Below are 19,890 nucleotides of genomic sequence, written 5' to 3'. Positions count from 1 at the left end.
GGCAACTACCTATGCCCCTGCTACAGGTTGCGGAGTCCTCGGTGACCCTCGTCTGGCGTGAACGACCGGCTCGACCAGGCGCCGTGCTGCTGGCCATGCACGGCGGCGAGGAGCACGACGAGCGTCCGCCGTCGTGGCTGAACCCGCCCATCCAGCGGCTGCGCCCGTTCGAACGCGCGGTGCGGCGTGCGCCGTTCGGCGAGACGATCGGCGTCGCCGAGGTCCGCTACCGGCACCGAGGCTGGAACGGCACGCGTGCGGACGCCGCCGTCGACGCGGAGGCGGCGCTGGGCGAGCTGACGCGGCAGATCGGCCCGGACGTGCCGGTCGTGCTGCTCGGCCACTCCATGGGCGGACGCGCGGCGCTGCGCGTCGGCGGACACCCGTCGGTCGCCGGTATCGTCGCGCTGGCGCCCTGGTGCCCGCACGGCGAGCCGGTCGAGCAGCTGGCGGACCGACGGATCGTCATCATCCACTCCGACGTGGACCGCACCACGCCGCCGGGCGAGTCGCTCGACCTCGCCCGGCGGGCCCGTGCGGCGGGCGCGTCGGTGGCGCGCTGCGTCATTCCCGGCAGCGACCACGCCATGCTGCGACGCGCCAACGCCTGGCACCGGCTGACCGCGCTCACGGTCGGCGGACTGCTCGGCCACTGGCCGCTGCCCGACCCGGTCGGCAAGGCGCTGGCCCGGTCGGGCGACGACCCCGAGGGCCTCGACCTGGCCCTCCCGCTCTGGTCCCCGGACCCCGGAAGCACGCGATGAGCAACACCCCCGCATCCCACGTGCCGCTCCAGCTCCGGATCGAGGGCCACACCCTGCCCAGCCGCTCCTGCCCAGCCGCTTCAAACGGCGTCGGCCCGGACTTCCCCGGCGCGCACGACGTCCATGTCGCCGTCCAGCGCCGGGACCGCCCGGCCGAGCTGCTCGCCCTGCAGCCGGGTGACGCACCGTCAGCCTCCTGGACCCTGCCCTGCAGGGTCATGCCGACGGGCGAGATCTCCGGCCCCTACATCCAGAACCGGCTCGGCGGACGCTTCGTCTACCTCTCCTGGGTCGAACGGCTGCCGGACCCGCAGCCGCCGAAGCTGTTCCGGCGCGCCAAGCTGATGCTGAGCGCCGTCCCGGACGACGTACTGGCCGAGGCGCTGCGCCGGGGCGCCCTGGTCGGCCGCCTCCCGCTCACCGACCCCAAGGGCAACCCGACCTGCGCCCGGGTCGTGCCACCGCTGATCACGTGGACGGCGGCCGACCCGTCAGTAGGCGACTAGCCGCGACAGGTCCAGCTCGAAGCCGAAGGGCTCCGGGATGCGGATCTTCTCGCCGAACGCGTGGTCGACGCGAGCGTGGTACTTCAACTGGTTGGGCTCAGAGAACAGCGTCACCGTCTTCTGCTTGGCGTCGACCAGCAGATAGAGCGGGATGCCCATCACGGCGTAGTCGTGGAGCTTGTCCATCCAGTCGTTGCCGGAGTTGGAGGGGGAGGCGATTTCGATGGCGATCAGCGCCATGTAGGCGGGGAATGAGTCGGCCTCACTCTCCTCGGTCTCCTCCGGCAGGTAGGTCAAGTCAGGAACTCGGCCCTTGCCGACGTTCGGGGAAACCAGCTCGGCCCCTTCGTTGGGGACGCTGTCACCCGGGCGGTTGGCGTCGAACTGCTCGCGGATCTTCCGAAGATTGCCCTGGTGAATGCCCTTCGGCAGGGCCTGCATGATCAGGGTGTCTCCGGACCACTCGACCTTCATGCCGGGCGGTGCGAGGCGCTGGATTTCCTCGATCAAGTCGCGGTGCTGCTCGTAGAAGCTCACGGTGTCTCCTTCGGGGTGCCCTGGCCAGCGTAGCCAGCCAGGGCGCGCCTCAGATGTCGCGGAAGGTCTCGATCCGCGCGCCGATCGAGTTGAGCCGGTCCGCCAGGTCCTCGTAACCGCGGTTGATCACATAGACGTTGCGCAGCACCGAGGTCCCCTCCGCCGCCAGCATCGCCAGCAGCACGACCACCGCGGGCCGCAGCGCGGGCGGGCACATCATCTCGGCCGCGCGCCACCGCGTGGTCGGGCCCTGGACCAGCACCCGGTGCGGGTCCAGCAGCTTGACGTCCGCGCCGAGCCTGCCCAGCTCGGTCAGGTAGATGGCACGGTTGTCGTAGACCCAGTCGTGGATCAGCGTGTCCCCGTGCGCGACCGCCGCGATCGCGGCGAAGAACGGCACGTTGTCGATGTTGATGCCGGGGAACGGCATCGGGTGGATCTTGTCCGCCGGAGCGGTCAGCTTGGACGGACGGACCGTCAGGTCGGTCAGCCGGGTGCGGCCGTTGCGCGCCAGGTACTCGTCGCCGCGGTCGTAGTCGAGGCCCATCTCCTCCAGGACGGTGAGCTCGATCTCCAGGAACTCGATCGGCACCCGCCGGATCGTCAGCTCGGAGGAGGTCACCACGGCCGCCGCCAGCAGGCTCATCGCCTCGACCGGGTCCTCGGCGGGCGCGTAGTCGACGTCGCAGTCGATCTGCTCGACGCCGTGCACGGTCAGCGTCGTGGTGCCGACGCCCTCGACCTTGACGCCGAGGCGCTCCAGGTAGAAGCAGAGGTCCTGGACCATGTAGTTGGGGCTCGCGTTGCGGATCACCGTGACGCCGGGGTGCCGGGCCGCCGCCAGCAGCACGTTCTCGGTGACGGTGTCCCCGCGCTCGGTCAGCACGATGGCACGGGTCGGCACCACGCCCGACTCGACGTCGGCGTGGTAGTGACCGTCGGTGGCGTTGACCCGCAGGCCGAACTGGCGCAGCGCGGCCAGGTGCGGCCCAACGGTCCTGGTGCCCAGGTCGCAGCCGCCCGCGTAGGGGAGCTTGAAGTGCGACTCCAGGTGCATCAGCGGGCCGAGCAGCATCAGCGCGCTGCGGGTACGGCGGGCCGCGTCCGCGTCCATGGCGTCCAGGTCAAGCCGGGACGGCGGGGTCAGCTCCAGGTCGGTGCCGTCGTTGATCCAGCGGGCCTTGACGCCGATGCTGGTGAGCACCTCCAGGATCCGGAAGATCTCCTCGATCCGGGCCACCCGGCGCAGCGTCGTCTTGCCGGTGGTGAGCAGTGACGCGCAGAGCAGTGCGACTCCGGCGTTCTTGCTGGTGCGCACGTCGATGGACCCGGTCAGCCGACGGCCGCCGGTCACCCGCAGGTGCATCGGCCCGGCGTAGCCGAGCGAGACGATCTCACTGTCCAGGGCGTCGCCGATCCGGGCAATCATCTCAAGACTGAGATTCTGCTGGCCGCGCTCCATGCGCACGACCGCGCTCTGACTGGTGGTCAGCGCTTCTGCCAGCTGCGCCTGGGTCAACCCCTTGTGCTGGCGCGCGGTACGGATGAGCTTGCCGATACGGACGAGGTAGTCATCAGTCACGCGGGTCACACTATCTCAGATCTGAGATAGCAACCACGCGCGCCTCACACTGGGGTCGTCGGGTACCGCGTCAGCTGTCGCCACCAGTGTGACCCATGACGGTTGGTGCACGACCAGCTGAGGGTCGTACGCGATCGGCCAGGCGGGTGACGCGGTCGGTGAAGCGCTAGGGGAACCGCCCGGTGAACCGCTAGGCGAACCGTTCGGTGAACTCGTCGGCGAGCAGGCCCAGCACCACGAGGTCGCCGTGCCGTCCGCCCTGGAACACCCGGTCCCGCAGGTGCCCCTCCTCGACGAAGCCGAGCCGGCGATGCAGCGCCAAGGAGGCCTCGTTGTGGGCGAACACCCGTGCCTCGCACCGGTGGTAGCGCCGCTCGCCGAACATGAAGCGCAGCAGCAGCACGACGGCCTCCGCTGCGTAGCCCTTCCGTCGGTGCGCCGCGCCGACGCTGATGCCGTATTCGAACCATCCGGCTCTCGGGTCGGCCTGGTGCACGCCGACGACACCGACCAGCTCTCCGGTGCCGACCGCCTGGATCGCGAGCGGGAAGCGCTCGGCCTCCGGGGCGGTCGACGCCTCCTCCTTCGCCCGTCCGCGGAAATGTTCGGCGGAGCCCGGTGGGCGGATCAGGTCCCCCAACCCCTCCTCGTCCTGGGCGACGCGCATCAGGCCGTCCCAGTCCTCGGGCTCGATCCCGCGCAGCCGCACCCGCTCACCGATCCAGATCGAAGTCATCCTGTATTCGATCAAGAACGGGCACTCGGCGTCCATCCTTTTGCACAAGGGCGCCGCCCGGCCTGGGGAGGGGAGTCAGGCCGGGCGGCGGGGATGCCCTGCAGGTGCGAGCGTGGCTCGAGCTACTGCAGCAGGGCGGCCTGTTCCGGGCTGCGCCGACGGCGCGCGCCCACGTGGTGGAAGAGCAGGTTGAGCGCGACGGCGGTCAGTGCGCCCGCGCTGATGCCGCTGCCGAGGATGGTCTGCGCCCAGGACGGGAAGTCGTGGTAGATCCCCGGGGTGACCAGGTGCCCATGCGCGTCGTAGACGTCCGGCGCGGCCAGCGGGATGACCCCGATGGCCAGGGAGACCGCGATGATGACGATGTTGGGCGCGTCATCCAGGTTGATCTTGACCAGCGAGCGGATGCCGCTGACCGCGATGGTCCCGAAGAGCACGATCCCCGCGCCGCCCAGCACGGGCATCGGCACCAGCGAGACCGCAGCGCCCAGCTTGGGGAACAGACCCAGCGCGACCAGCACCGCCCCGGCCGTGGCGACCACGTAACGGCTGCGCACACGCGTCAGTGAGACCACGCCGACGTTCTGCGCGAACGCGCTGGTCGCGCAGGAGCCGAACATCGAGCCGAGGAAGGTGGCCACACCGTCGGTGCGCAGCCCGCGGGTGATGGTGGCGCGGTCGACCGGGCGGTCGCAGATCTCCCCGATGGCGAGCATGCCGGCCGAGCTCTCGGTCATCAGGACCAGCATCACGATGATCATGGAGACGATCGCCGCGGGCTGGAACTCCGGCGTCCCGAAGCGGAACGGCGTCGGCACCGCGAAGGTGGCGGCGGTGGCGAACGAGTGGGTGTCCACCTTGCCCAGCGGAATCGCGGCGAGCGTGCCGATCACCATGCCGAGCAGCAGCGCGATCTGCTTGAGGAAGCCGGTGAAGAACCGCTGCATGGTGACGATGACGATCAGCGTGAACGCCGCCAGCCCCAGATTGCTCAGCGAGTTGAAGCCGGGGCACGGTGGCGCTGCCGCCGCGCGCCCACTCCACCGGAACCGGCATCAGCGTGACACCGATCAGCGTGATCACCACGCCGATGACCTGGTGCGGGAAGAACCGCATCAGCCGTCCGAAGAACGGTCCGACCAGCAGGCAGAAGGCGCCGGCGATCATGACCGCGCCCAGGATGCTGGGCAGCCGATGGTCGCCGTGGTTCTGCTCGGCGATCGCCAGCATCGGCCCGATCCCGGCCGAGGACGCGGCGTTGACGAACGGGAGGCGGTTGCCGACCAGGTTCTTCACGCCGAGCGTCTGCAGCAGCGTGGCCGCTCCCGCGACCAGCAGGCTTGCCGCGATCAGGAAGGTCTCGTCCCGCGCGTTCAGGCCGCAGGCCGGGCCGACGATCAGCGGCGGGGCGACGACTCCGGCGTACATGGCCGCGATGTGCTGCAACGCGGCCGGCACCATCCGCCGGAAGGAAAGCTTCTCGTCGACGGGGTGGACGGCGTCGTGAGAATTGTTTTCCTGAGTCCGTCCGTCTTCTTTACTCTGTCCGTTTTCCGGACAGTGCTCGATTTCCGGACTTCTCCCTGCCTGTGGGTCGTGCGACCGGGGTTGTGCGGGCATGCGGAATTCACCCTCCAGGCTCGGCGTGCCTTCCGGCACACAGGAGCGGAAGGGCGGCGCGGTGCGATGATGGTGGTGCGAAACGGACTCGGCAGCAGGGGCCGGGCCGAAATGCGGCTGACGGTGAGTCAGTGCCCGCACAGCAAAAACCGTGGTGTGGGTGGCACGATCGGCTTCGCTGCTTTTGCTTGTCGCCTAGCTAAGCCTCCAAAGAACCTTGCGTCAACACTTTGTTTAATATTGCTTCCTCCAACGGCGCACGCCACCGCCTACACCACGCTGAGCAGCGCCCGGCGTACAGTCGGTGTTCATGACAGACGCAGCGGACGCAGCCACCGACGCACAGCAGGACGCTCCCTCCATGCGTCCGGCGGTAAGCGAGACCTACGGCCCGGTCGACCTGGGCCGCCTTCCGATCTTCGCGGGAGGGTTCATCAACTTCGGCTTCTGGCACGGCATCGACCTCGACCCCGACCGCCCGCTCACCGAGGCCGACCGGATCCGCAGCCAGCAGGACCTCTACCGGCTCGTCCTCGACGCCGCCGCCCTTCCGAAGGAGCCGACGCTCCTGGAGGTGGGCTGCGGGCTCGGGACGGGCTGCGCGCTGACCCTGCGCGAGCACGACGGCGCGTCGGTCACCGGCATGGACATCCACCCCGACCAACTGACGCGCGCCCGCGCCGCGCAGGCCGAGCTGCTCCGGGACGAACCGGGGCGGCTGCGGTTCGTCCAGGGAGCGGCGGAGCGCATGCCGCTGGAGGACGACGGTTTCGACGCCGTCCTCAGCGTCGAGGCCGCCCAGCACTTCCCGGACCTCGCCGCGTTCGCAAGGGAGAGCGCACGGGTGCTGCGGCCGGGCGGCCGCATGGCCGTGGCCAGCTTCTTCACCACGGACGACGCCCCGGGCCGCCCTGAGGAACTCGCCGGACTGCTGGACACCTTCGCCAACGGCCTGGACATCGCGCGCCCGATCACGGCCCTCACCGACGCCGCCACCGCTGCCGGACTCACCGCCGTGCGCGCCACCTCGATCGGTCGTGACGTCTGGCCGGGCTGGGACCGCTGGCTCTCGCGCTGGTGGGACCCGGGCACCTGGCCGCGCAACTTCCTGGCCGCCTACGAGCGGGGCATCCTCGACTACTACCTGGTCACCGCCGAGAAGCGCGGCTAGGCCCTCTGCACGGGCCCGGTGCACAACGCCTCGACCACCGTGGGCAGTTCAACCCTCCACGAGCTGGACCTTGACGCCTTCCCTGGCCGACTCCCGTACGGCGGGCGGCAGCAAGGAGCACGCCGCCGCCACGCCGGGTGGCCATGTCCGTGGCGCCGAGGACCCGGCGTGCGGCGGCTGCGAGTCGTCGCCCCGCCTGACTCAGCGGGTGTAGGGGCGGGTCAGGATCTCCATGTTGTGGCCGTCGGGGTCCTCGAAGTAGGCCCCGCGGCCGCCGAAGTAGGCGCTGAGCTTGCCCGGTTGGGTGTGGGAGGGATCGGCGTAGTAGGTCACCCGGGCCGCCTCCAGCCGGGCGATCATGCCGTCGAACTCCTCGTCCGGCACCAGGAACGCGTAGTGCTGGCTCTGGACGGGCTGGTCGCGCAGCTCGTAGTAGTCGAGCGTGACGCCGTTGCCGAGCTCGATCGGCAGGAACGGGCCGAACGGCGCGCCAACGGTCAGGCCGAGGATCTCCGCCAGGAACTCGGCGGACACCCGCCGGTCCTTCGCGAGGACGGCGGTGTGGTTGAGCTGTACTGCGGTGGTGGCGTTTGCGGCGGTGTTTGCGAGTTGATCGGTCATCAGAATGTATTCTCCGGATCGAAGTTCGGGGACAGGATCACGAAGAGGACATGGCGGGCCACGGGCCCGCCCCGCGCTCACGCAGAGGCCGGGCGCCGATCTCGTGCATGGCCCAAGGCCGACCCGGCAGTCACGATGCCGACGTTAGTACACGCCCCACCGTCCCGGCAACGGCTTACCAGCCGGGTCCGAGCCCGCTACCCGACGACGTCCTCGTCCGGCCCGGACAGGACGCGGACCGCGTACGGCCGGAGGCTGTCCTGCCCGTGCTCGCTGCGGTACCCGAGGGCTGCGAGTGTGCGGACCAGGGCCTCGGCCATGACGATCCGGACCGATCCGCCCTCCGGCGTCTCCGCGTCCACGTCCGGGTGCACCCGCCAGTGCAGCCACACGCCGCCCACCGCGTCGTCGAACGCGTCGACCTCGACTTCGGCCCCCGCCCTGGACGAGGGCGTCACCTCGTAGGGCTTGGCCTCCAGACCGGCGCCCAGCAGGTCGCGTTCAACCCGCGCCGCCAGACGCAGCAACGCGGCGGCTGCGGGCGGGTCGAGGCGCTTCGGCCCGATACCGGGGTCTGCGGTGCTGGCCGGCGTGCCGTGCGGGCGCCCGTGCTCATGTCCATGCTCGACGTCGCGGTCCATGCACCACAGCCTAGAGTTGCGGCCCGTGTCGGCGGGCCGTGACACGTGAGGAGAGGGCATGATCGGGGAGCAGAGCCAGCAAAGATCGTGAAGAGACCGCGAAGGAGCGCCAGCGCCGTGCAGATCAGCTACGCCTGCGAGCCGAGTCCGGACACCGCCGCCAACGAGGACTTCGTCATCGCCGGCCCACAGTTCGCGCTCGTGCTGGACGGAGCCACCGCCAGCGGCCTGCCGACCGGCTGCGTCCACTCCGTGGCGTGGTTCGTGCAGCGACTGGGCGCGGAGCTGGCCGCGTTCCTGCTGTCACATCCGGACGAGCCGCTGCCGGAGGTGCTGCGCCAGGCGATCCTGCGTACCCGGGACCTGCATCCCCAGTGCGATCTCGAAAATCCTGACAGCCCGTCAGCAACCGTGGCACTGCTGCGGATCGCTGCGGACGCGGACCGCCTGGACTGCCTGGTGCTGGCCGACTCCCCGATCGTGGTCCGCACGGTGGACGGCCACGTCGAGGTCCACGCCGACGACCGGATCGACCATCTGCCCGCCTACGACCGGGAGTCGGTGAGCCGACTGCGCAACGCACCCGGCGGCTTCTGGGTCGCCTCGGCCCGCCCCGAGGCGGCGGAGCAGGCGCTCACCGCCTCCCACTCCCTCTCCCGCGTCCGCGACGTGGCCGCGCTCTCCGACGGCATCGGCCGCCTGGTCGACCGCTTCGGCTGGTCCTGGCCCGGGCTCCTCGACGCCCTCGGCACGGACGGCCCGTCCCACCTCGTCGACGCGGTCCGCAAGCACGAACTCGACCTGGCAGAAGGCTCGTTCCGCGGCAAGCGGCACGACGACGCGACCGTGCTGTACGCCCAGTTCCACCCCTGAGCCTCAGGAACGCCCGCTACCAGCGCAGTTCGAGATCAGCCCGTCGTGCAACGGGATGTCGTACTCGCAGGTCTCCGGGATGGACGGCTTGAGCGTGCGCCGAAGCCCGCCAATGGCGCTCACGCCCCCTCGACGGCAGCTCGCCACGTCCAGGAGGTCCGGCGCGGCAAGCCCGGTAGGGCCGTGCGCCCGGCGCACCAGAGCAGCAACTGCCCAGGGCTGGCCGAGCTCTCGGCGGTGCTCGGCGCGTCCGGGAAGAGCCTGGACAGGGCCGCCGCGGCGGCGTCGGCGGGCGGCTCCCAGGCGAGGCCGAGGCCGGAGGTGATGTCGTGGGTGTGGACCAGGGTCTCGGCCACACCCATCGCCGCGAACCCCGTCGGGTCCGTCGGGCCCCAGTGCCAGGCCCGCGCCTGCGGCTCGGCCGTGGCCAGCGCGGCGGACAGCAGCCCGCCGCAGGCCACCACCGTCTGCAACACCTGAGCCAGGGACGCGGACGGACGGACCGTCAGGTCCAGTGGGAGATACGCGTCGTCGGGCCGCGCCGTCAACTGGCAGGCGTAGGCGAGCAGATCATGCGCCACATGGGAGGCGGTCTCCCGGCAGCTCCAGGTGAGCGTGCCCGCAGGAACGGTCCAGTCCGCCGTGGTGTGCGGTCCGAGGACCCGCAACATCTCCGCGACGGAGGCATCGAGATCCCGGTGATCCATAGGGCGCTGATCCATGCGCCGATGCTACGGACCCGTCAGTGGAGCGTCAGCTCTGGAAGCGCTTGGCCAGCTTCGGATCGGCCTGCCACCAGAGGCCGTTGTGGGCCTGCTCCCCCGACACGACGGCCTCGGCCGCCTGCGCCGGAACCTGGGCGGGGGCGACGCCGCGGGCGGTGACCTGGTGCAGCAGACCAGGGATGAAGCCGAGCGGGTAGAAGAACGGGAGGATCCCGACCAGCAGCGACATGCCGGTACTGGTGACGTCGACCCGGTAGGCGCCCTCCTCGGGCATCTCGAAGGCGACGTCCTTGGACCGGCTGCCCTTGACCGCGACCCGCACGGTGTGCGGCCCGGGGTCGAGCGGGAAGCGGGCCACCCCACCCTGCTTGACCTCGCCGACGCGCTCGCCGTCCACAAGCACCGCGAGCGTGCCCGCGGTCCGCAACGGCGGCGCCTCCGCCCGGATCACCATCTCCCCGGCCATCGGCACATCCTCCTGTTGTACGCCGTTTCCCGAGCGAGCATACGCGCGCTTCCTCAGCGCACGGCACGCGGGTCGGGGGCGGTCCGCCGGGGCGCTCAGCGCTCCAGCGCGGCGAACCCGGCACGGACGAGCTCGGCCGCGTCAACCGCCTCCCGCTCCGTCTCGGAGAGCCGTCCGTACGTCAGCCGCACAGCGCGCAGCACGCCCACGCCGACGCGGCTCAGCACGGATGCCCGGAACCGGGCGTCCCCCGCCACCTCGGCCCCGTCCATCCGCGACCGGAACGCCTCAGCCACGGCCTCCTCCAGGTCGTAGAGCAGGAAGCGGTCGCCGCGCCCCGGGACCTCCGGCCGCCCGTCCGCCGAGCGCCCGTCCGCCGGCCGACCGTCCGCCGGGCGACCGGCGGCCTCCAGGCGCAGCGGGCCGGGGATGGCCAGCAGGATCACGGGGTTGGTCTCGTGCCGGAAGGCCAGGGCCAGCAGCGCCTCGCGCAGCGCGACCAGCGGGGGCTCGTCGGCGGGGCGCTCGCAGATCCCCGCCGCCAGCAGCGGGATCAGGTCCCGGACCTGCTGCAGGACCAGGCTCTCCTTGCTCGGGAAGTAGCGGAAGAAGGTCCGCTCCCCCACTCCGGCCTCCGCCGCGATGTCCCGGACCGTCGTGGCCTCGAAGCCGCGCTCCTGGAACAGCCGGGCGGCGGCCTCGACCAGCGCCTGGTGGGTGCGCCGCTTGTTCTCCTCGCGGCGACCCCTGGGCTCCGTCGCCGCTGCGTCCGCAGCCACTGCCTCCATGTCCACACGCATGTCCACACCGCGAGTATCTCAGCCTCAGGGATGACTCTGGCAGTTCTGCCACTTTGCTATTTTGGCAGGACTGCCACTTTTTCGGCAGGCTCAGGCGCAGGCCCTCAGTCGTCCCCTCACGGCCTGCACACACACGCACGCACACGCACCACGGAGCACCCTCATGCCCACCTACCTGCACCGCCTCGGCAGGTTCGCCTTCCGGCACCGACGAAGCGTGCTGGCCCTCTGGCTGGCGGCGGTCGCCGCAGTCGTCGCCTGCACCGTGGCCTTCGGCGGGTCCGGGAAGTTCGACAACACCTTCACCATCCCGGGCTCCGAGTCGCAGCAGGCGCTGGACCGGATGAAGACCGACTTCCCGACCTCCTCGGGCACCAGCTCCCAACTGGTCTTCACCGCGCCGAACGGGCAGAAGGTCACCGATCCCACCGACGCCGCCGCCATCGACGCCGCGGTGACCGCCGCGCAGTCCGCGCCGCAGGTCGCCAGGGTGATCAGCCCGTTCGCCGCGCACACCGTCTCGCCGGACGGCAGCACCGCAGTGGCTCAGGTCCAGTACGAGGTGCCGCAGAGCGCGCTCCAGTCGGACGCCCTCTCCGCCCTCCAGTCCTCCGTCGACTCCGCGGTCGCCCACGGTTCGCAGAGCGGCGTGGGCGTCGTCGTGGGCGGTTCGGCGTTCGGTAACGCGCCGTCGAAGTCGAGCTCGGACGTGATCGGCGTCGGCGTGGCGCTGGTCATCCTCACGCTCACCTTCGGCTCCCTGCTGACGGCCGGAGTACCGATGGTGACCGCGATCTTCGGGGTGGCGACCGCCATCTTCGGGCTGCTCTCGCTGACCGGCGTCGTCTCGATCTCGTCGACCGCGCAGAGCCTGGCCCTGATGATCGGGCTGGCCGTCGGCATCGACTACGCACTCTTCATCGTCAGTCGACATCGCGCCCAACTCGCCCACGGCATGGACCCGGAGGAGTCGGCGGCGCTGGCCGTCGGCACGGCGGGCAGCGCGGTGGTCTTCGCCGGACTGACCGTGGTCATCGCCATGGCCGGGCTGACCGTGATCGGCATACCCTTCCTGACCGCGATGGGCCTGGCCGCCGCGGGCGCGGTGCTCACCGCCGTGCTGGTGGCGACCACCCTGCTGCCCGCTGTCCTCGGCTTCGCCGGCCGCCGCCTCACCCCGAAGCCGGGCTCGCGCGCGGTACGCCGCGACCACGCCATCGCCGCAGCCGAAAGCGGCGCCGCGGGGACGGACGCCGGCGGCACCAAGCACGCCAAGGGATCCAAGGACGCCAAGGGCCCCAAGCCGGCCAACGCGGCCGAGCGCTGGTTCCGACTGGCCACGCGCAGGCCGCTGCTGACGCTGATCGCCGTCGTCGCGGCGCTCGGCGCGCTGGCCTGGCCCGCGCACAGCATGCAGTTGGCGCTGCCCGACAACTCCACCGCCCCGGCCGGCTCCTCACAGCGTGTCGCCTACGACGAGATCAGCTCCGCCTTCGGGCCCGGCTTCAACGGCCCGCTCCTCGTCCTGGCCGACACCGGGGCCAGCAGCGACCCGACCGCCGCGACCCAGCAGATTGCCTCGACGCTGCGCACGCTCCCCGACGTCTCCGCCGTCGGCAAGCCGGTCGCGAACCCGACGACCCACACCGCCCTGATCCAGGTGATTCCCAAGAGCGCGCCGAGCGATGAGGCGACGAAGACGCTGGTCAACACCATCCGCGCGGACAAGGGCACGATCCAGCAGCAGACCGGCGCGACCATCCAGGTCACCGGCAGCACCGCCGTCAGCATCGACGTCGCCGCCAAGCTCAACGCGGCGCTGGTGCCGTTCACGGCCGTCGTGGTCGGACTGTCGCTGCTCCTGCTGCTGCTCGTGTTCCGCTCGTTCGTGGTGCCGCTCAAGGCCGCGGTGGGCTTCCTCCTGTCGATCGGGGCGACCCTCGGCGCGGTCGTCGGCGTCTTCCAACTCGGCCATCTGGGCAGCCTCTTCGGCCTGGACACGACGGGTCCGGTGAGCAGCTTCCTGCCGATCCTGCTGCTGGCGGTGCTGTTCGGGCTCGCGATGGACTACGAGGTCTTCCTGGTGTCCCGAATGCGTGAGGCCTACGCCCACTCCCGCGAGCCGCTGGCCGCCGTGCACAGCGGCGCCCGGCACAGCGGACGGGTCGTCACCGCGGCTGCGCTGATCATGATTTCGGTCTTCGCATCCTTCCTCGGCACCGACAGCATGATCCTCAAGCAGATCGCCTTCGCCCTGGCGGTCGGGGTCCTGATCGACGCCTTCGTGATCCGGATGACCTTCGTCCCGGCGGTCCTGGCCCTCACCGGCCGCGCGGCGTGGTGGCTGCCGAAGTGGCTCGCCCGAGCTCTCCCCGACCTCGACATCGAGGGCGAGCGCCTCCAACAGCACACCCGCCCGTCGAAGCCGGCGGACGAAAACCGCGTGACCGAACCCATCGGCTGACGATCCGTCGCTTTTTCGCCCGCTCTCCCGTCCAGCACTCCGGGCCGGGAGGGCGGGCGCGGCGCGTCCGGACCGGGCTCGGCGACGGACGGGGTCGATGGCCTGCAACGTCGGCGGAATCACCGAGCGGGTCGTGGAGGTCGTCGTGGACCTGGACGCGGAGCTGGACGAACCCTCGAACTCCGTCGCCGTGGCGCGGTAGCGCCCAGGACCGGGGAGGCGGACGCTGGTCGGAGGGATCGGCTTCACTACGTCCCGGGAGGCGCGATGCATCCGGGTTCGGGCGACGGTTCCGCCGACGGGACGCCCGGCATGGGAACGGTGCTGCTGCGCAGCTGGAACGCCGCCGTGGGCGTCGTGGTCGGCGCGCTGCTGGTGATGGCGGCGCTCGGGGCGATCGGGCTCTGGCTGGCGCGGGCGAACACGCTGCCCGGGGACTCCTTCGGGTCGGTGCTGGCGGCCACGATGCTGATGGCGCTCGGCGCGCCCGCTCGCGTGCAGGGGTCCGCCGGGTTCATCGCGAGCGGCAGCGCGGGCGTGGCGGCGATGCCGCTGACGCTCAGCCTGGCCGGGGCGCTGATCGCGGGGTACGCGTTCCTCCGGCCGCTGCGGCGCCGGGCCGCACTGCACGGACGGGAACTGCTCGGCCGGGTGCTGCTGACCGCCGCGCTCTGGGCCGGTGCCGTGGCGCTGCTGGCGTGGGCTGCCCGGCACAGCTTCGTGGTCTCGACCGGCAACTCGATCACCGACCAGATCACCGGCGCGCTCGGGGCGTCGCCCACGGTCGGGTTCCGGGTCGACGTCGGAGCGGCCGTCGGATACGGCCTGCTCTGGCTGGCCGTGGTCCTGCTGCTCGCCTTCGCGGTCTCTCGGGCCGCAGCGCTGCCGGACCGGCTGCTGCGGCTCCGGACCGCAGTGCGTCCGGCCGCGTCGGCGATGGTGGTGCTGCTGCTCGGCTACGTCCTGGTCGCGCTGGTCGCGGGAGTGGTGACGGCGGTGGTCCACGGACCGGCCAGGGACACCTTCGCGGTCATCCTGCTGGCCCTGCCCAACCTCGCCTGGCTGGCCCTCGGCCTGGGGCTCGGCGCGACCTGGCACGGGCACCTGGCCACCTCGATCGGACTGCCGATGCCGAAGGTGCTGTCGGAGGTGCTCCGGTCGGCGGGCACCGGCGACCGCACGGTCAGCCTCGGCACGCTCGCCCAACAGGACGGCCGCGTCTGGTGGCTGCCGGTCCTCGCGGGGCTGGCGCTGCTCTGCTGCGGCATCGCGATGGGCCGGACGGGCGGCAGGACGACGGCGTGGCGGCACGCGGTCAGCCTGGGGCTGACGACGGCGCTGGCGATGCTGCTGATCGGCCTGCTCACCCGGGTCTCGGCCGCCTACGGCCTCTCCCTGCTCGGCGTCGGCGGCACCGGCGGCATCTCCGGCCTGCTCGGCAACCTGATCGGCGGGGCCGGCGTCCCCAAGGCTCTGACCGGCAGCGTCACCCTGATCCCCGACCTGCTGCGCGCCGTCCTGCTCGGTGCGCTCTGGGGCGCGCTCGCAGGCGTGGTCGGCGGCTGGATCGGCGCGCGCCTGCGCCGAACGCCGCGCGACCACCCGTGAACCAGCGACCACCCGTGCACCGGCGGGCACCCGCGAACCGGCGGGCGTCCGCCCGGCTCACCAGCTCCAGCCGTGCCCGCCGGTGTTGTGGAACAGGGCCAGCCCCAGGGTGAACCAGGTCAGCAGCAGGTCCGCGCGGCGCCGCGACGGCAGGACCGCGGCCAGCGGCCAGACCAGCGCCGCGTACCAGGGCATGCACCAGGGCGCGGCCAGCAGCCAGCCCAGCGCCAGCGCGTAGGCGCCACGCGTCTGCTCCAGGCCCAGCTCGGCCGGGTGACCGACCGTACGCCGGTAGAAGATCCAGCCCAGCACCAGCATCACCACCGGCCAGGCCAAGGTGATGACGGCCTCGGTGACGTTCTGGCCCACCGTCACGTGGCCGAGCAGCTCGACCAGCGCCCAGACGGACGGGGACGAGACGAGCTGCGACGCCTGGGAGAGCGGATCCAGCCCGTGGATGCCGATCGGTACGTACATCACCGCCAGCGGCACCAGACAGCTGACCGTGCGTACGACCAGCCGCTTCCACTCGCGGTCGCGCAGCAGCGGCCAGGAGAGGCCGACCGCGACCAGCGCGGCGCTGATCTTGACGCCGCAGGCCATGCCGAGCAGCGCGCCGACCACCACCTCGTGGCTGGGCGGCGACTCGCGCACCCGCAGCGCGGCATAGGCGGCGCAGGCGCTGAACAGGGCGATGTAGGTGTCCAGGTGTCCGCCGCCGACGAGCAGGCAGAGGAGCAGCGGGTTGGCCGCCCAGAGCAGCGCCGCCCGGCCGCGGTCCCGTGCCATCCGCACCAGGACCAGCCCGGTCAGCACATAGGCCGCCGCGTTGGCGAGCATCAGCACGGTGATGGTGAGCGTGAGGCGACTGCCGCCGATGTCGGCGGCCAGCTGTTGGATGAACGTGGCGAGCGGTCCGTAGACGGACGGTGTGAAGAGCCAGTTGTTGCCGACCAGGTGCGCGTACGAGCCGCCGAGCTCACCCGGCAGCGTGCGGTAGGGGTCCAGACCGAGGGACGCTATCCGCCCGTACGCCGCGTAGCTGGCGGTGTCGGCGGAACCGACCGGCGTCCCGACGGCGAGCAGCAGCGCGCCGAACGCGCCCAGCCCCACCAGCCGCTTCGGTGACGGCGACCAGCCGCGCCGGGAGGCCCCCAGCATCCGTATCAGCCCGGCGCCCTGTGCGGCTATCGCCGCGCAGGTCAGATAGGTCGAGGCGGGTCCCGGCAGCTTGGGCAGCCGCAGGGAGCTGATGGCGATGTCGAGTGTGTGGTCGTTGGGGGCCGCGAAGGCCACGAAGGCCATCAGCAGGACACCCGCGACGGAGAGGCATATCGCTCCCCAGGGTGTCCCGGTGGCCTCGGCGACCCCGGTACTGCCGGAGCCGCCCGGCCCGTCGGATTCGTTGCGCCCGTCGGCGACGCCGTCCCGCGTCGTCGACTGCTCTGCTGCTCTTGGTGCCACCACGCGCGCGTCAGGCGGCGCGACGGCATCGACTATGGGTGCTGACACGCCCGCTCGCCCTCCCGCGATGGTCTGCGTCGGTGAAGGCCCCCGAGAGGACCTTGTCTCGGCACGCCAAGGCGACGAGCTGTTGGTGGACCGTCCCCGCCCCGGATAGTGCGCTGGCAGATCATATCCACGCGAGCTCGACCCGTGCTCGGCGGGTCACAGGATCTGCACGTGGTTGGGGCCGAAAGGGCCCGATCCGGACGGTGACGGATGGTCACCGTCCACCAGCAGGGCGTGTTCGACCATAGTCGATCACCAGACGCTGCCGGGCCCCTGACTGCCGGTCAGCAGTCCGGACGTCAGCGGTTGGGACGCAAGGTCCACGTGATCGTCATCTCACCGGTGACCTCGCCGTCGGCGCGTCGGATGGTCACCTCGACCGGGAACTCGGGCCGCTGCCCGGCGTCCAGCTCGGCGACGACGTCGGCGGCGGCACGTCCGAGCTCGGCGGTCGCGGTGACCTCGCCCATGGCCAGCTTCCGGTAGGCGATCTTCGCATCCACCGCCAGCGGCACGGCACGCGTCAGCTGGTCACCGAAGGCGGACAGCACGATCGCACCGCTCGCCGACTCGGCGAGGGTGAACATGGCTCCGGCGTGCGGGCCGCCGACGTGGTTGTGGAAGTCGGCCTGGTCGGGCAGGCGCAGCACCGCGCGGGTCGCGGTGCACTCGTCGAAGACGAGGTTGAGGGTCCGGACCATGGGAACGGTCTGGGGCAGCAGTTCGGCGATCGACGGCATGGCGTTGGTCATGGACCGCATATTACTGGCCAGTAGCCTCGCTGCCAACGACCGGCGGACACCGACGGACCACCCTCGCAGCGACCGGCTGCCACCGACGGCCGGTCTCAGGCGGAACCGGCCGTGCCCTCCGGCTCCTGTCGGCCCGCGCCCCGCTCCTCGGTCCGCTCCTCGTTCCGCTCCTCGTCCTTGGCCACCTGCGCCGCCTCGACCGCCGCCTCGCGCTTGCTCACCACGGCCGCGGCGGCAGCAGCCGCAGCGCCGAAGGCCAGCACGACCATGCCGGGGCGGTTCAGGCAGTTGCCGCTGATGTGGTCGAACGAGAAGCGTCCCGGCCCCGCCAGGCCGAGGCCCGCCGCCATGTACCCGAGGTACGCCGGGTACTCGTAGCCGCCCGCCTGGGCGAAGAACCCGGCGGGACGGTGGACCGCGACCGCGCCCGCCATGGCGCCCGCCGCAGCCGCACCGGCGGCCGGCGTGGCCACGCCGAGGGCCAGCAGCACCCCGCCGCCCGCCTCACCGAGACCGGCCGCGAGGGCGCTCTGACGGCCGGGACGGAAGCCCATCGCCTCCATCGCCTGCGCGGTCCGGTCCAGACCACCGCCGCCGAACCAGCCGAACAGCTTCTGGGCGCCGTGCGCGAAGAGCACGCCCCCGGTCCCGACGCGCAGCACCAGCAATCCCAGGTCCTTGCGAGGCAGGCACGACATGAGGAGGTCCTTCCGGCGAGGGAACGTGTCGCTCCAGTCTTCGCCGAAATCCCCGCCCCGGCCCCTCCCGGTTAGCCCACCCGTGGGAGCCGCGCCTGGGCCCTGTCTGACACAACAAGGCTCCGGGCGGCCTCAGGCGAGGCTCTTGCCCAGGCAGATCGCGGAGTCGTACTCCCGGTAGAAGCCGAACTTCAGGATCGGCTCGTAGCCCTCGGACTTGTACAGCGCCAGCGCCTCCGGCTGCTGGTCACCGGTCTCCAGGATCATCCGGCGGCGTCCCGCCCGGCGGGCGTCCTCCTCCAGGAACCGGAGCATCCGGCGAGCCAGTCCACGTCCGCGTGCGGCGGCACGGGTGTACATCCGCTTGATCTCGGCATCCCCGTCGGCCAGGCCGATCTCGCCCGATTCCTGCGCCCGCCACGCGCCGGTCCCGACGGGCGCCCCGTCCACGTCGTAGAGCACGGCGAAGGTCCCCAGGGGCGGCGCGAAGTGGGCCTCGTCCAGGTCCGTCTCGTCCGGGCCGCCGTAGCGGAGCACGTACTCCTGCTGGACCTCCGCCATCAACAGCTGTGCATCCGGGTGCCCGTACCCGACGACTCGTATCCGCTCCACGCGCGCTCTGCCTCCGCTCTGCACCGACCTGTACCCCGAAATCCCTCCGCCACCGGCCTGACCTGCGGCGGCAGCCTTCGAGTCTACGCAGCGCGCGTGCGCTTCCGGACACGCCTCCGCCGCCGGGCCGGAGGCCCGGCGGCGGAAGCGGCGGACGGAAGTGGAAGCCTGGCTACTGCCCGAGCAGTTCCGTGCGGCCGAACATCTCGGCCGTCTGACGGGCCGAGGGCTGGCCCGCGTCGGGATCGGCGCCGGCGGCGATGAGGGCGGTGATCACGTCGGCCGAGCCCTTGAAGACCGCGCCCGCCAGCGGGGTCTGGCCGCGGTCGTTGGGGCGGTCCGCGTCCGCGCCGCGTTCGACGAGGGTGCGGACGGCCTCGGCGTGGCCGTGGTAGGCGGCCAGCATGAGAAGGGTGTCGCCCTTCTCGTTGGTCAGGTTCGCCGGTACGCCCGCGTCGATGTAGGCGGCGAGCCCGGCGGCGTCGCCCGCACGAGCGAGGTCGAAGACCTTGCCCGCGAGCGCGGCGACCTCGGGGTCGACGGCGTCGGCGCCGCCCGTGGCGTCGTTCTGATCAGTCATATGTGTGTTCGTTCGCTTTCTCGACGGCCGCGCCGACCCGGCCGGGGCCCGGACTGCCCCGGCGCCGGAAAGGGTCGGCGAGCGTGAGCGTACGCCGTCGGGCCGTCCGAGCGGAGTACGACGGGGCGGCGTTCCACTCCCCGGACGGTCACTCAGGTCAGCCCGACGGGTGCGACACCCGTCCCCGACCGGGTGTCAGCCATCCGGGCGAACCGCCCGCGCGCCGCCGCGTGGTGGCGGGCCATCGGAGACACGATCACGGGCGAGGCGGGTGCGCACCCGGCAAAACCACCCATTTGCTGCTATTCATTGGTTATTACTTTTTGTCACCATGGTTCACCATTGCGTGACGAGTAAGTAAGGAAGGCCTGTCCCACCAGGCCCACCGGCCCGCTGTCCCTACTACGAGGAGACCCTCGTGATCCTCTCCGTCTCCGGAGTCGTCCTGCTGGGAATCATCGTGTTCCTGTTCTTCCGCAAGGACGGCCTCAAGCTCTCCCACGCTCTGGTCTGCGCACTGTTCGGCTTCTACCTCGCCGGAACCGCGATCGCCCCCAGCATCAAGGCCGGCGGCGCGAGCCTCGCCAGCCTGCTCGGCGGCATCAAGTTCTGACGCCCCCGA

At 71.4% G+C, this 19,890-nt stretch carries 21 protein-coding genes and 1 pseudogene; 8 read left to right on the top strand and 14 right to left on the bottom strand.

Annotation, left to right across the window (positions count from 1 at the left end):
* The first annotated feature begins 41 nt into the window (after nt 1-41).
* Nucleotides 42-764, top strand: a complete 723-nt coding sequence (locus tag ABH928_RS32425) for an alpha/beta hydrolase (RefSeq protein ID WP_370072252.1) — start codon at nt 42-44, stop codon at nt 762-764.
* The gene (locus ABH928_RS32420) at nt 761-1,270 is read left to right on the top strand and encodes a DUF5990 family protein (RefSeq protein WP_370072251.1); all 510 of its coding nucleotides are present in this window, start codon (nt 761-763) and stop codon (nt 1,268-1,270) included. The genes ABH928_RS32425 and ABH928_RS32420 overlap by 4 nt, the downstream gene beginning before the upstream one ends.
* Here the strand turns inward: ABH928_RS32420 and ABH928_RS32415 are convergent.
* From ABH928_RS32415 to ABH928_RS32400, 4 genes and pseudogenes are all read right to left on the bottom strand, one after another.
* Entirely contained in the window at nt 1,256-1,807 is a 552-nt protein-coding gene (locus ABH928_RS32415; RefSeq protein WP_370072250.1) for a Uma2 family endonuclease, read from the bottom strand. The two genes, ABH928_RS32420 and ABH928_RS32415, sit on opposite strands and share 15 nt — an antisense overlap.
* A 49-nt stretch (nt 1,808-1,856) precedes the next feature.
* Nucleotides 1,857-3,389 carry a helix-turn-helix domain-containing protein gene (locus ABH928_RS32410; protein ID WP_370072249.1) on the bottom strand — a complete coding sequence of 511 codons (1,533 nt, stop codon included), beginning with the start codon at nt 3,387-3,389 and terminating at the stop codon, nt 1,857-1,859.
* Nucleotides 3,390-3,579: 190 nt separating this feature from the next.
* Entirely contained in the window at nt 3,580-4,125 is a 546-nt protein-coding gene (locus tag ABH928_RS32405) for a GNAT family N-acetyltransferase (protein WP_370072248.1), read from the bottom strand.
* Nucleotides 4,126-4,247: 122 nt separating this feature from the next.
* Nucleotides 4,248-5,586 (bottom strand): annotated as a pseudogene (locus tag ABH928_RS32400) (nucleobase:cation symporter-2 family protein).
* Between the two features lie 469 nt (nt 5,587-6,055).
* On the opposite strand from ABH928_RS32400, the gene ABH928_RS32395 reads away from it, so the two are divergent.
* Nucleotides 6,056-6,916 (top strand): class I SAM-dependent methyltransferase, encoded by an 861-nt coding sequence (locus ABH928_RS32395; protein ID WP_370072247.1) that lies wholly within the window; start codon nt 6,056-6,058, stop codon nt 6,914-6,916.
* Between the two features lie 70 nt (nt 6,917-6,986).
* Nucleotides 6,987-7,130 carry a hypothetical protein gene (locus ABH928_RS32390; protein WP_370072246.1) on the top strand — a complete coding sequence of 48 codons (144 nt, stop codon included), beginning with the start codon at nt 6,987-6,989 and terminating at the stop codon, nt 7,128-7,130.
* On the opposite strand, the gene ABH928_RS32385 is transcribed toward ABH928_RS32390, so the two are convergent.
* Nucleotides 7,118-7,537, bottom strand: coding sequence for a VOC family protein (locus ABH928_RS32385; RefSeq protein WP_370072245.1), 420 nt, complete (start codon nt 7,535-7,537; stop codon nt 7,118-7,120). The genes ABH928_RS32390 and ABH928_RS32385 overlap by 13 nt on opposite strands.
* Nucleotides 7,538-7,734: 197 nt before the next feature.
* Nucleotides 7,735-8,178: a hypothetical protein gene (locus ABH928_RS32380; protein WP_370072244.1), complete on the bottom strand. Its 444-nt coding sequence runs from the start codon at nt 8,176-8,178 to the stop codon at nt 7,735-7,737.
* Between the two features lie 117 nt (nt 8,179-8,295).
* Here ABH928_RS32380 and ABH928_RS32375 point away from each other — a divergent pair, with 117 nt between their 5' ends.
* Nucleotides 8,296-9,051 (top strand): hypothetical protein, encoded by a 756-nt coding sequence (locus ABH928_RS32375; protein ID WP_370072243.1) that lies wholly within the window; start codon nt 8,296-8,298, stop codon nt 9,049-9,051.
* Nucleotides 9,052-9,170: 119 nt separating this feature from the next.
* On the opposite strand, the gene ABH928_RS32370 is transcribed toward ABH928_RS32375, so the two are convergent.
* The 3 genes from ABH928_RS32370 to ABH928_RS32360 all read right to left on the bottom strand — a co-directional run bounded on the left by ABH928_RS32370 (nt 9,171) and on the right by ABH928_RS32360 (nt 11,042).
* Nucleotides 9,171-9,773 (bottom strand): maleylpyruvate isomerase N-terminal domain-containing protein, encoded by a 603-nt coding sequence (locus tag ABH928_RS32370; RefSeq protein WP_370072242.1) that lies wholly within the window; start codon nt 9,771-9,773, stop codon nt 9,171-9,173.
* 31 nt (nt 9,774-9,804) lie between these two features.
* Nucleotides 9,805-10,242 (bottom strand): hypothetical protein, encoded by a 438-nt coding sequence (locus ABH928_RS32365; protein WP_370072241.1) that lies wholly within the window; start codon nt 10,240-10,242, stop codon nt 9,805-9,807.
* A gap of 95 nt (nt 10,243-10,337) precedes the next feature.
* Complete coding sequence (locus tag ABH928_RS32360; RefSeq protein WP_370072290.1) at nt 10,338-11,042, bottom strand: helix-turn-helix domain-containing protein; 705 nt, start codon at nt 11,040-11,042, stop codon at nt 10,338-10,340.
* 163 nt (nt 11,043-11,205) lie between these two features.
* On the opposite strand from ABH928_RS32360, the gene ABH928_RS32355 reads away from it, so the two are divergent.
* Entirely contained in the window at nt 11,206-13,506 is a 2,301-nt protein-coding gene (locus ABH928_RS32355; protein ID WP_370072240.1) for an MMPL family transporter, read from the top strand.
* A gap of 267 nt (nt 13,507-13,773) precedes the next feature.
* Nucleotides 13,774-15,114: a streptophobe family protein gene (locus ABH928_RS32350; RefSeq protein WP_370072239.1), complete on the top strand. Its 1,341-nt coding sequence runs from the start codon at nt 13,774-13,776 to the stop codon at nt 15,112-15,114.
* A 57-nt stretch (nt 15,115-15,171) separates the two neighbouring features.
* Here the strand turns inward: ABH928_RS32350 and ABH928_RS32345 are convergent, their stop codons facing one another.
* The 5 genes from ABH928_RS32345 to ABH928_RS32325 all read right to left on the bottom strand — a co-directional run bounded on the left by ABH928_RS32345 (nt 15,172) and on the right by ABH928_RS32325 (nt 19,268).
* Nucleotides 15,172-16,626 (bottom strand): hypothetical protein, encoded by a 1,455-nt coding sequence (locus ABH928_RS32345; protein WP_370072238.1) that lies wholly within the window; start codon nt 16,624-16,626, stop codon nt 15,172-15,174.
* 299 nt (nt 16,627-16,925) lie between these two features.
* Nucleotides 16,926-17,378 (bottom strand): DUF4442 domain-containing protein, encoded by a 453-nt coding sequence (locus ABH928_RS32340; RefSeq protein WP_370072237.1) that lies wholly within the window; start codon nt 17,376-17,378, stop codon nt 16,926-16,928.
* Nucleotides 17,379-17,473: 95 nt separating this feature from the next.
* Nucleotides 17,474-18,076 carry a DoxX family membrane protein gene (locus ABH928_RS32335; protein ID WP_370072236.1) on the bottom strand — a complete coding sequence of 201 codons (603 nt, stop codon included), beginning with the start codon at nt 18,074-18,076 and terminating at the stop codon, nt 17,474-17,476.
* 132 nt (nt 18,077-18,208) lie between these two features.
* Entirely contained in the window at nt 18,209-18,688 is a 480-nt protein-coding gene (locus tag ABH928_RS32330; RefSeq protein WP_370072235.1) for a GNAT family N-acetyltransferase, read from the bottom strand.
* 172 nt (nt 18,689-18,860) lie between these two features.
* Entirely contained in the window at nt 18,861-19,268 is a 408-nt protein-coding gene (locus ABH928_RS32325; RefSeq protein WP_370072234.1) for an ankyrin repeat domain-containing protein, read from the bottom strand.
* A gap of 418 nt (nt 19,269-19,686) precedes the next feature.
* Between ABH928_RS32325 and ABH928_RS32320 the strand changes: the two genes are divergently transcribed.
* Nucleotides 19,687-19,881 (top strand): hypothetical protein, encoded by a 195-nt coding sequence (locus ABH928_RS32320; protein WP_037606139.1) that lies wholly within the window; start codon nt 19,687-19,689, stop codon nt 19,879-19,881.
* Nucleotides 19,882-19,890: the final 9 nt, after the last annotated feature.

The sequence above is a fragment of the Streptacidiphilus sp. MAP5-3 genome, assembly GCF_041262505.1.
GTDB lineage: Bacteria > Actinomycetota > Actinomycetes > Streptomycetales > Streptomycetaceae > Streptacidiphilus.
Note: the sequence above shows the minus strand (reverse complement) of the source record. Positions and strands in the feature narration are given on the sequence as shown.

What these genes read in the sequence shown, in the direction of transcription:
- ABH928_RS32420 (WP_370072251.1), top strand. Translation starts at nt 761, where the DNA reads ATGAGCAACACCCCCGCATCCCACGTGCCGCTCCAGCTCCGGATCGAG.
- ABH928_RS32405 (WP_370072248.1), bottom strand. Translation starts at nt 4,125, where the DNA reads ATGACTTCGATCTGGATCGGTGAGCGGGTGCGGCTGCGCGGGATCGAG.
- ABH928_RS32395 (WP_370072247.1), top strand. Translation starts at nt 6,056, where the DNA reads ATGACAGACGCAGCGGACGCAGCCACCGACGCACAGCAGGACGCTCCC.
- ABH928_RS32385 (WP_370072245.1), bottom strand. Translation starts at nt 7,537, where the DNA reads ATGACCGATCAACTCGCAAACACCGCCGCAAACGCCACCACCGCAGTA.
- ABH928_RS32380 (WP_370072244.1), bottom strand. Translation starts at nt 8,178, where the DNA reads ATGGACCGCGACGTCGAGCATGGACATGAGCACGGGCGCCCGCACGGC.
- ABH928_RS32370 (WP_370072242.1), bottom strand. Translation starts at nt 9,773, where the DNA reads ATGGATCAGCGCCCTATGGATCACCGGGATCTCGATGCCTCCGTCGCG.
- ABH928_RS32365 (WP_370072241.1), bottom strand. Translation starts at nt 10,242, where the DNA reads ATGGCCGGGGAGATGGTGATCCGGGCGGAGGCGCCGCCGTTGCGGACC.
- ABH928_RS32360 (WP_370072290.1), bottom strand. Translation starts at nt 11,042, where the DNA reads ATGCGTGTGGACATGGAGGCAGTGGCTGCGGACGCAGCGGCGACGGAG.
- ABH928_RS32355 (WP_370072240.1), top strand. Translation starts at nt 11,206, where the DNA reads ATGCCCACCTACCTGCACCGCCTCGGCAGGTTCGCCTTCCGGCACCGA.
- ABH928_RS32350 (WP_370072239.1), top strand. Translation starts at nt 13,774, where the DNA reads ATGCATCCGGGTTCGGGCGACGGTTCCGCCGACGGGACGCCCGGCATG.
- ABH928_RS32340 (WP_370072237.1), bottom strand. Translation starts at nt 17,378, where the DNA reads ATGACCAACGCCATGCCGTCGATCGCCGAACTGCTGCCCCAGACCGTT.
- ABH928_RS32335 (WP_370072236.1), bottom strand. Translation starts at nt 18,076, where the DNA reads ATGTCGTGCCTGCCTCGCAAGGACCTGGGATTGCTGGTGCTGCGCGTC.
- ABH928_RS32325 (WP_370072234.1), bottom strand. Translation starts at nt 19,268, where the DNA reads ATGACTGATCAGAACGACGCCACGGGCGGCGCCGACGCCGTCGACCCC.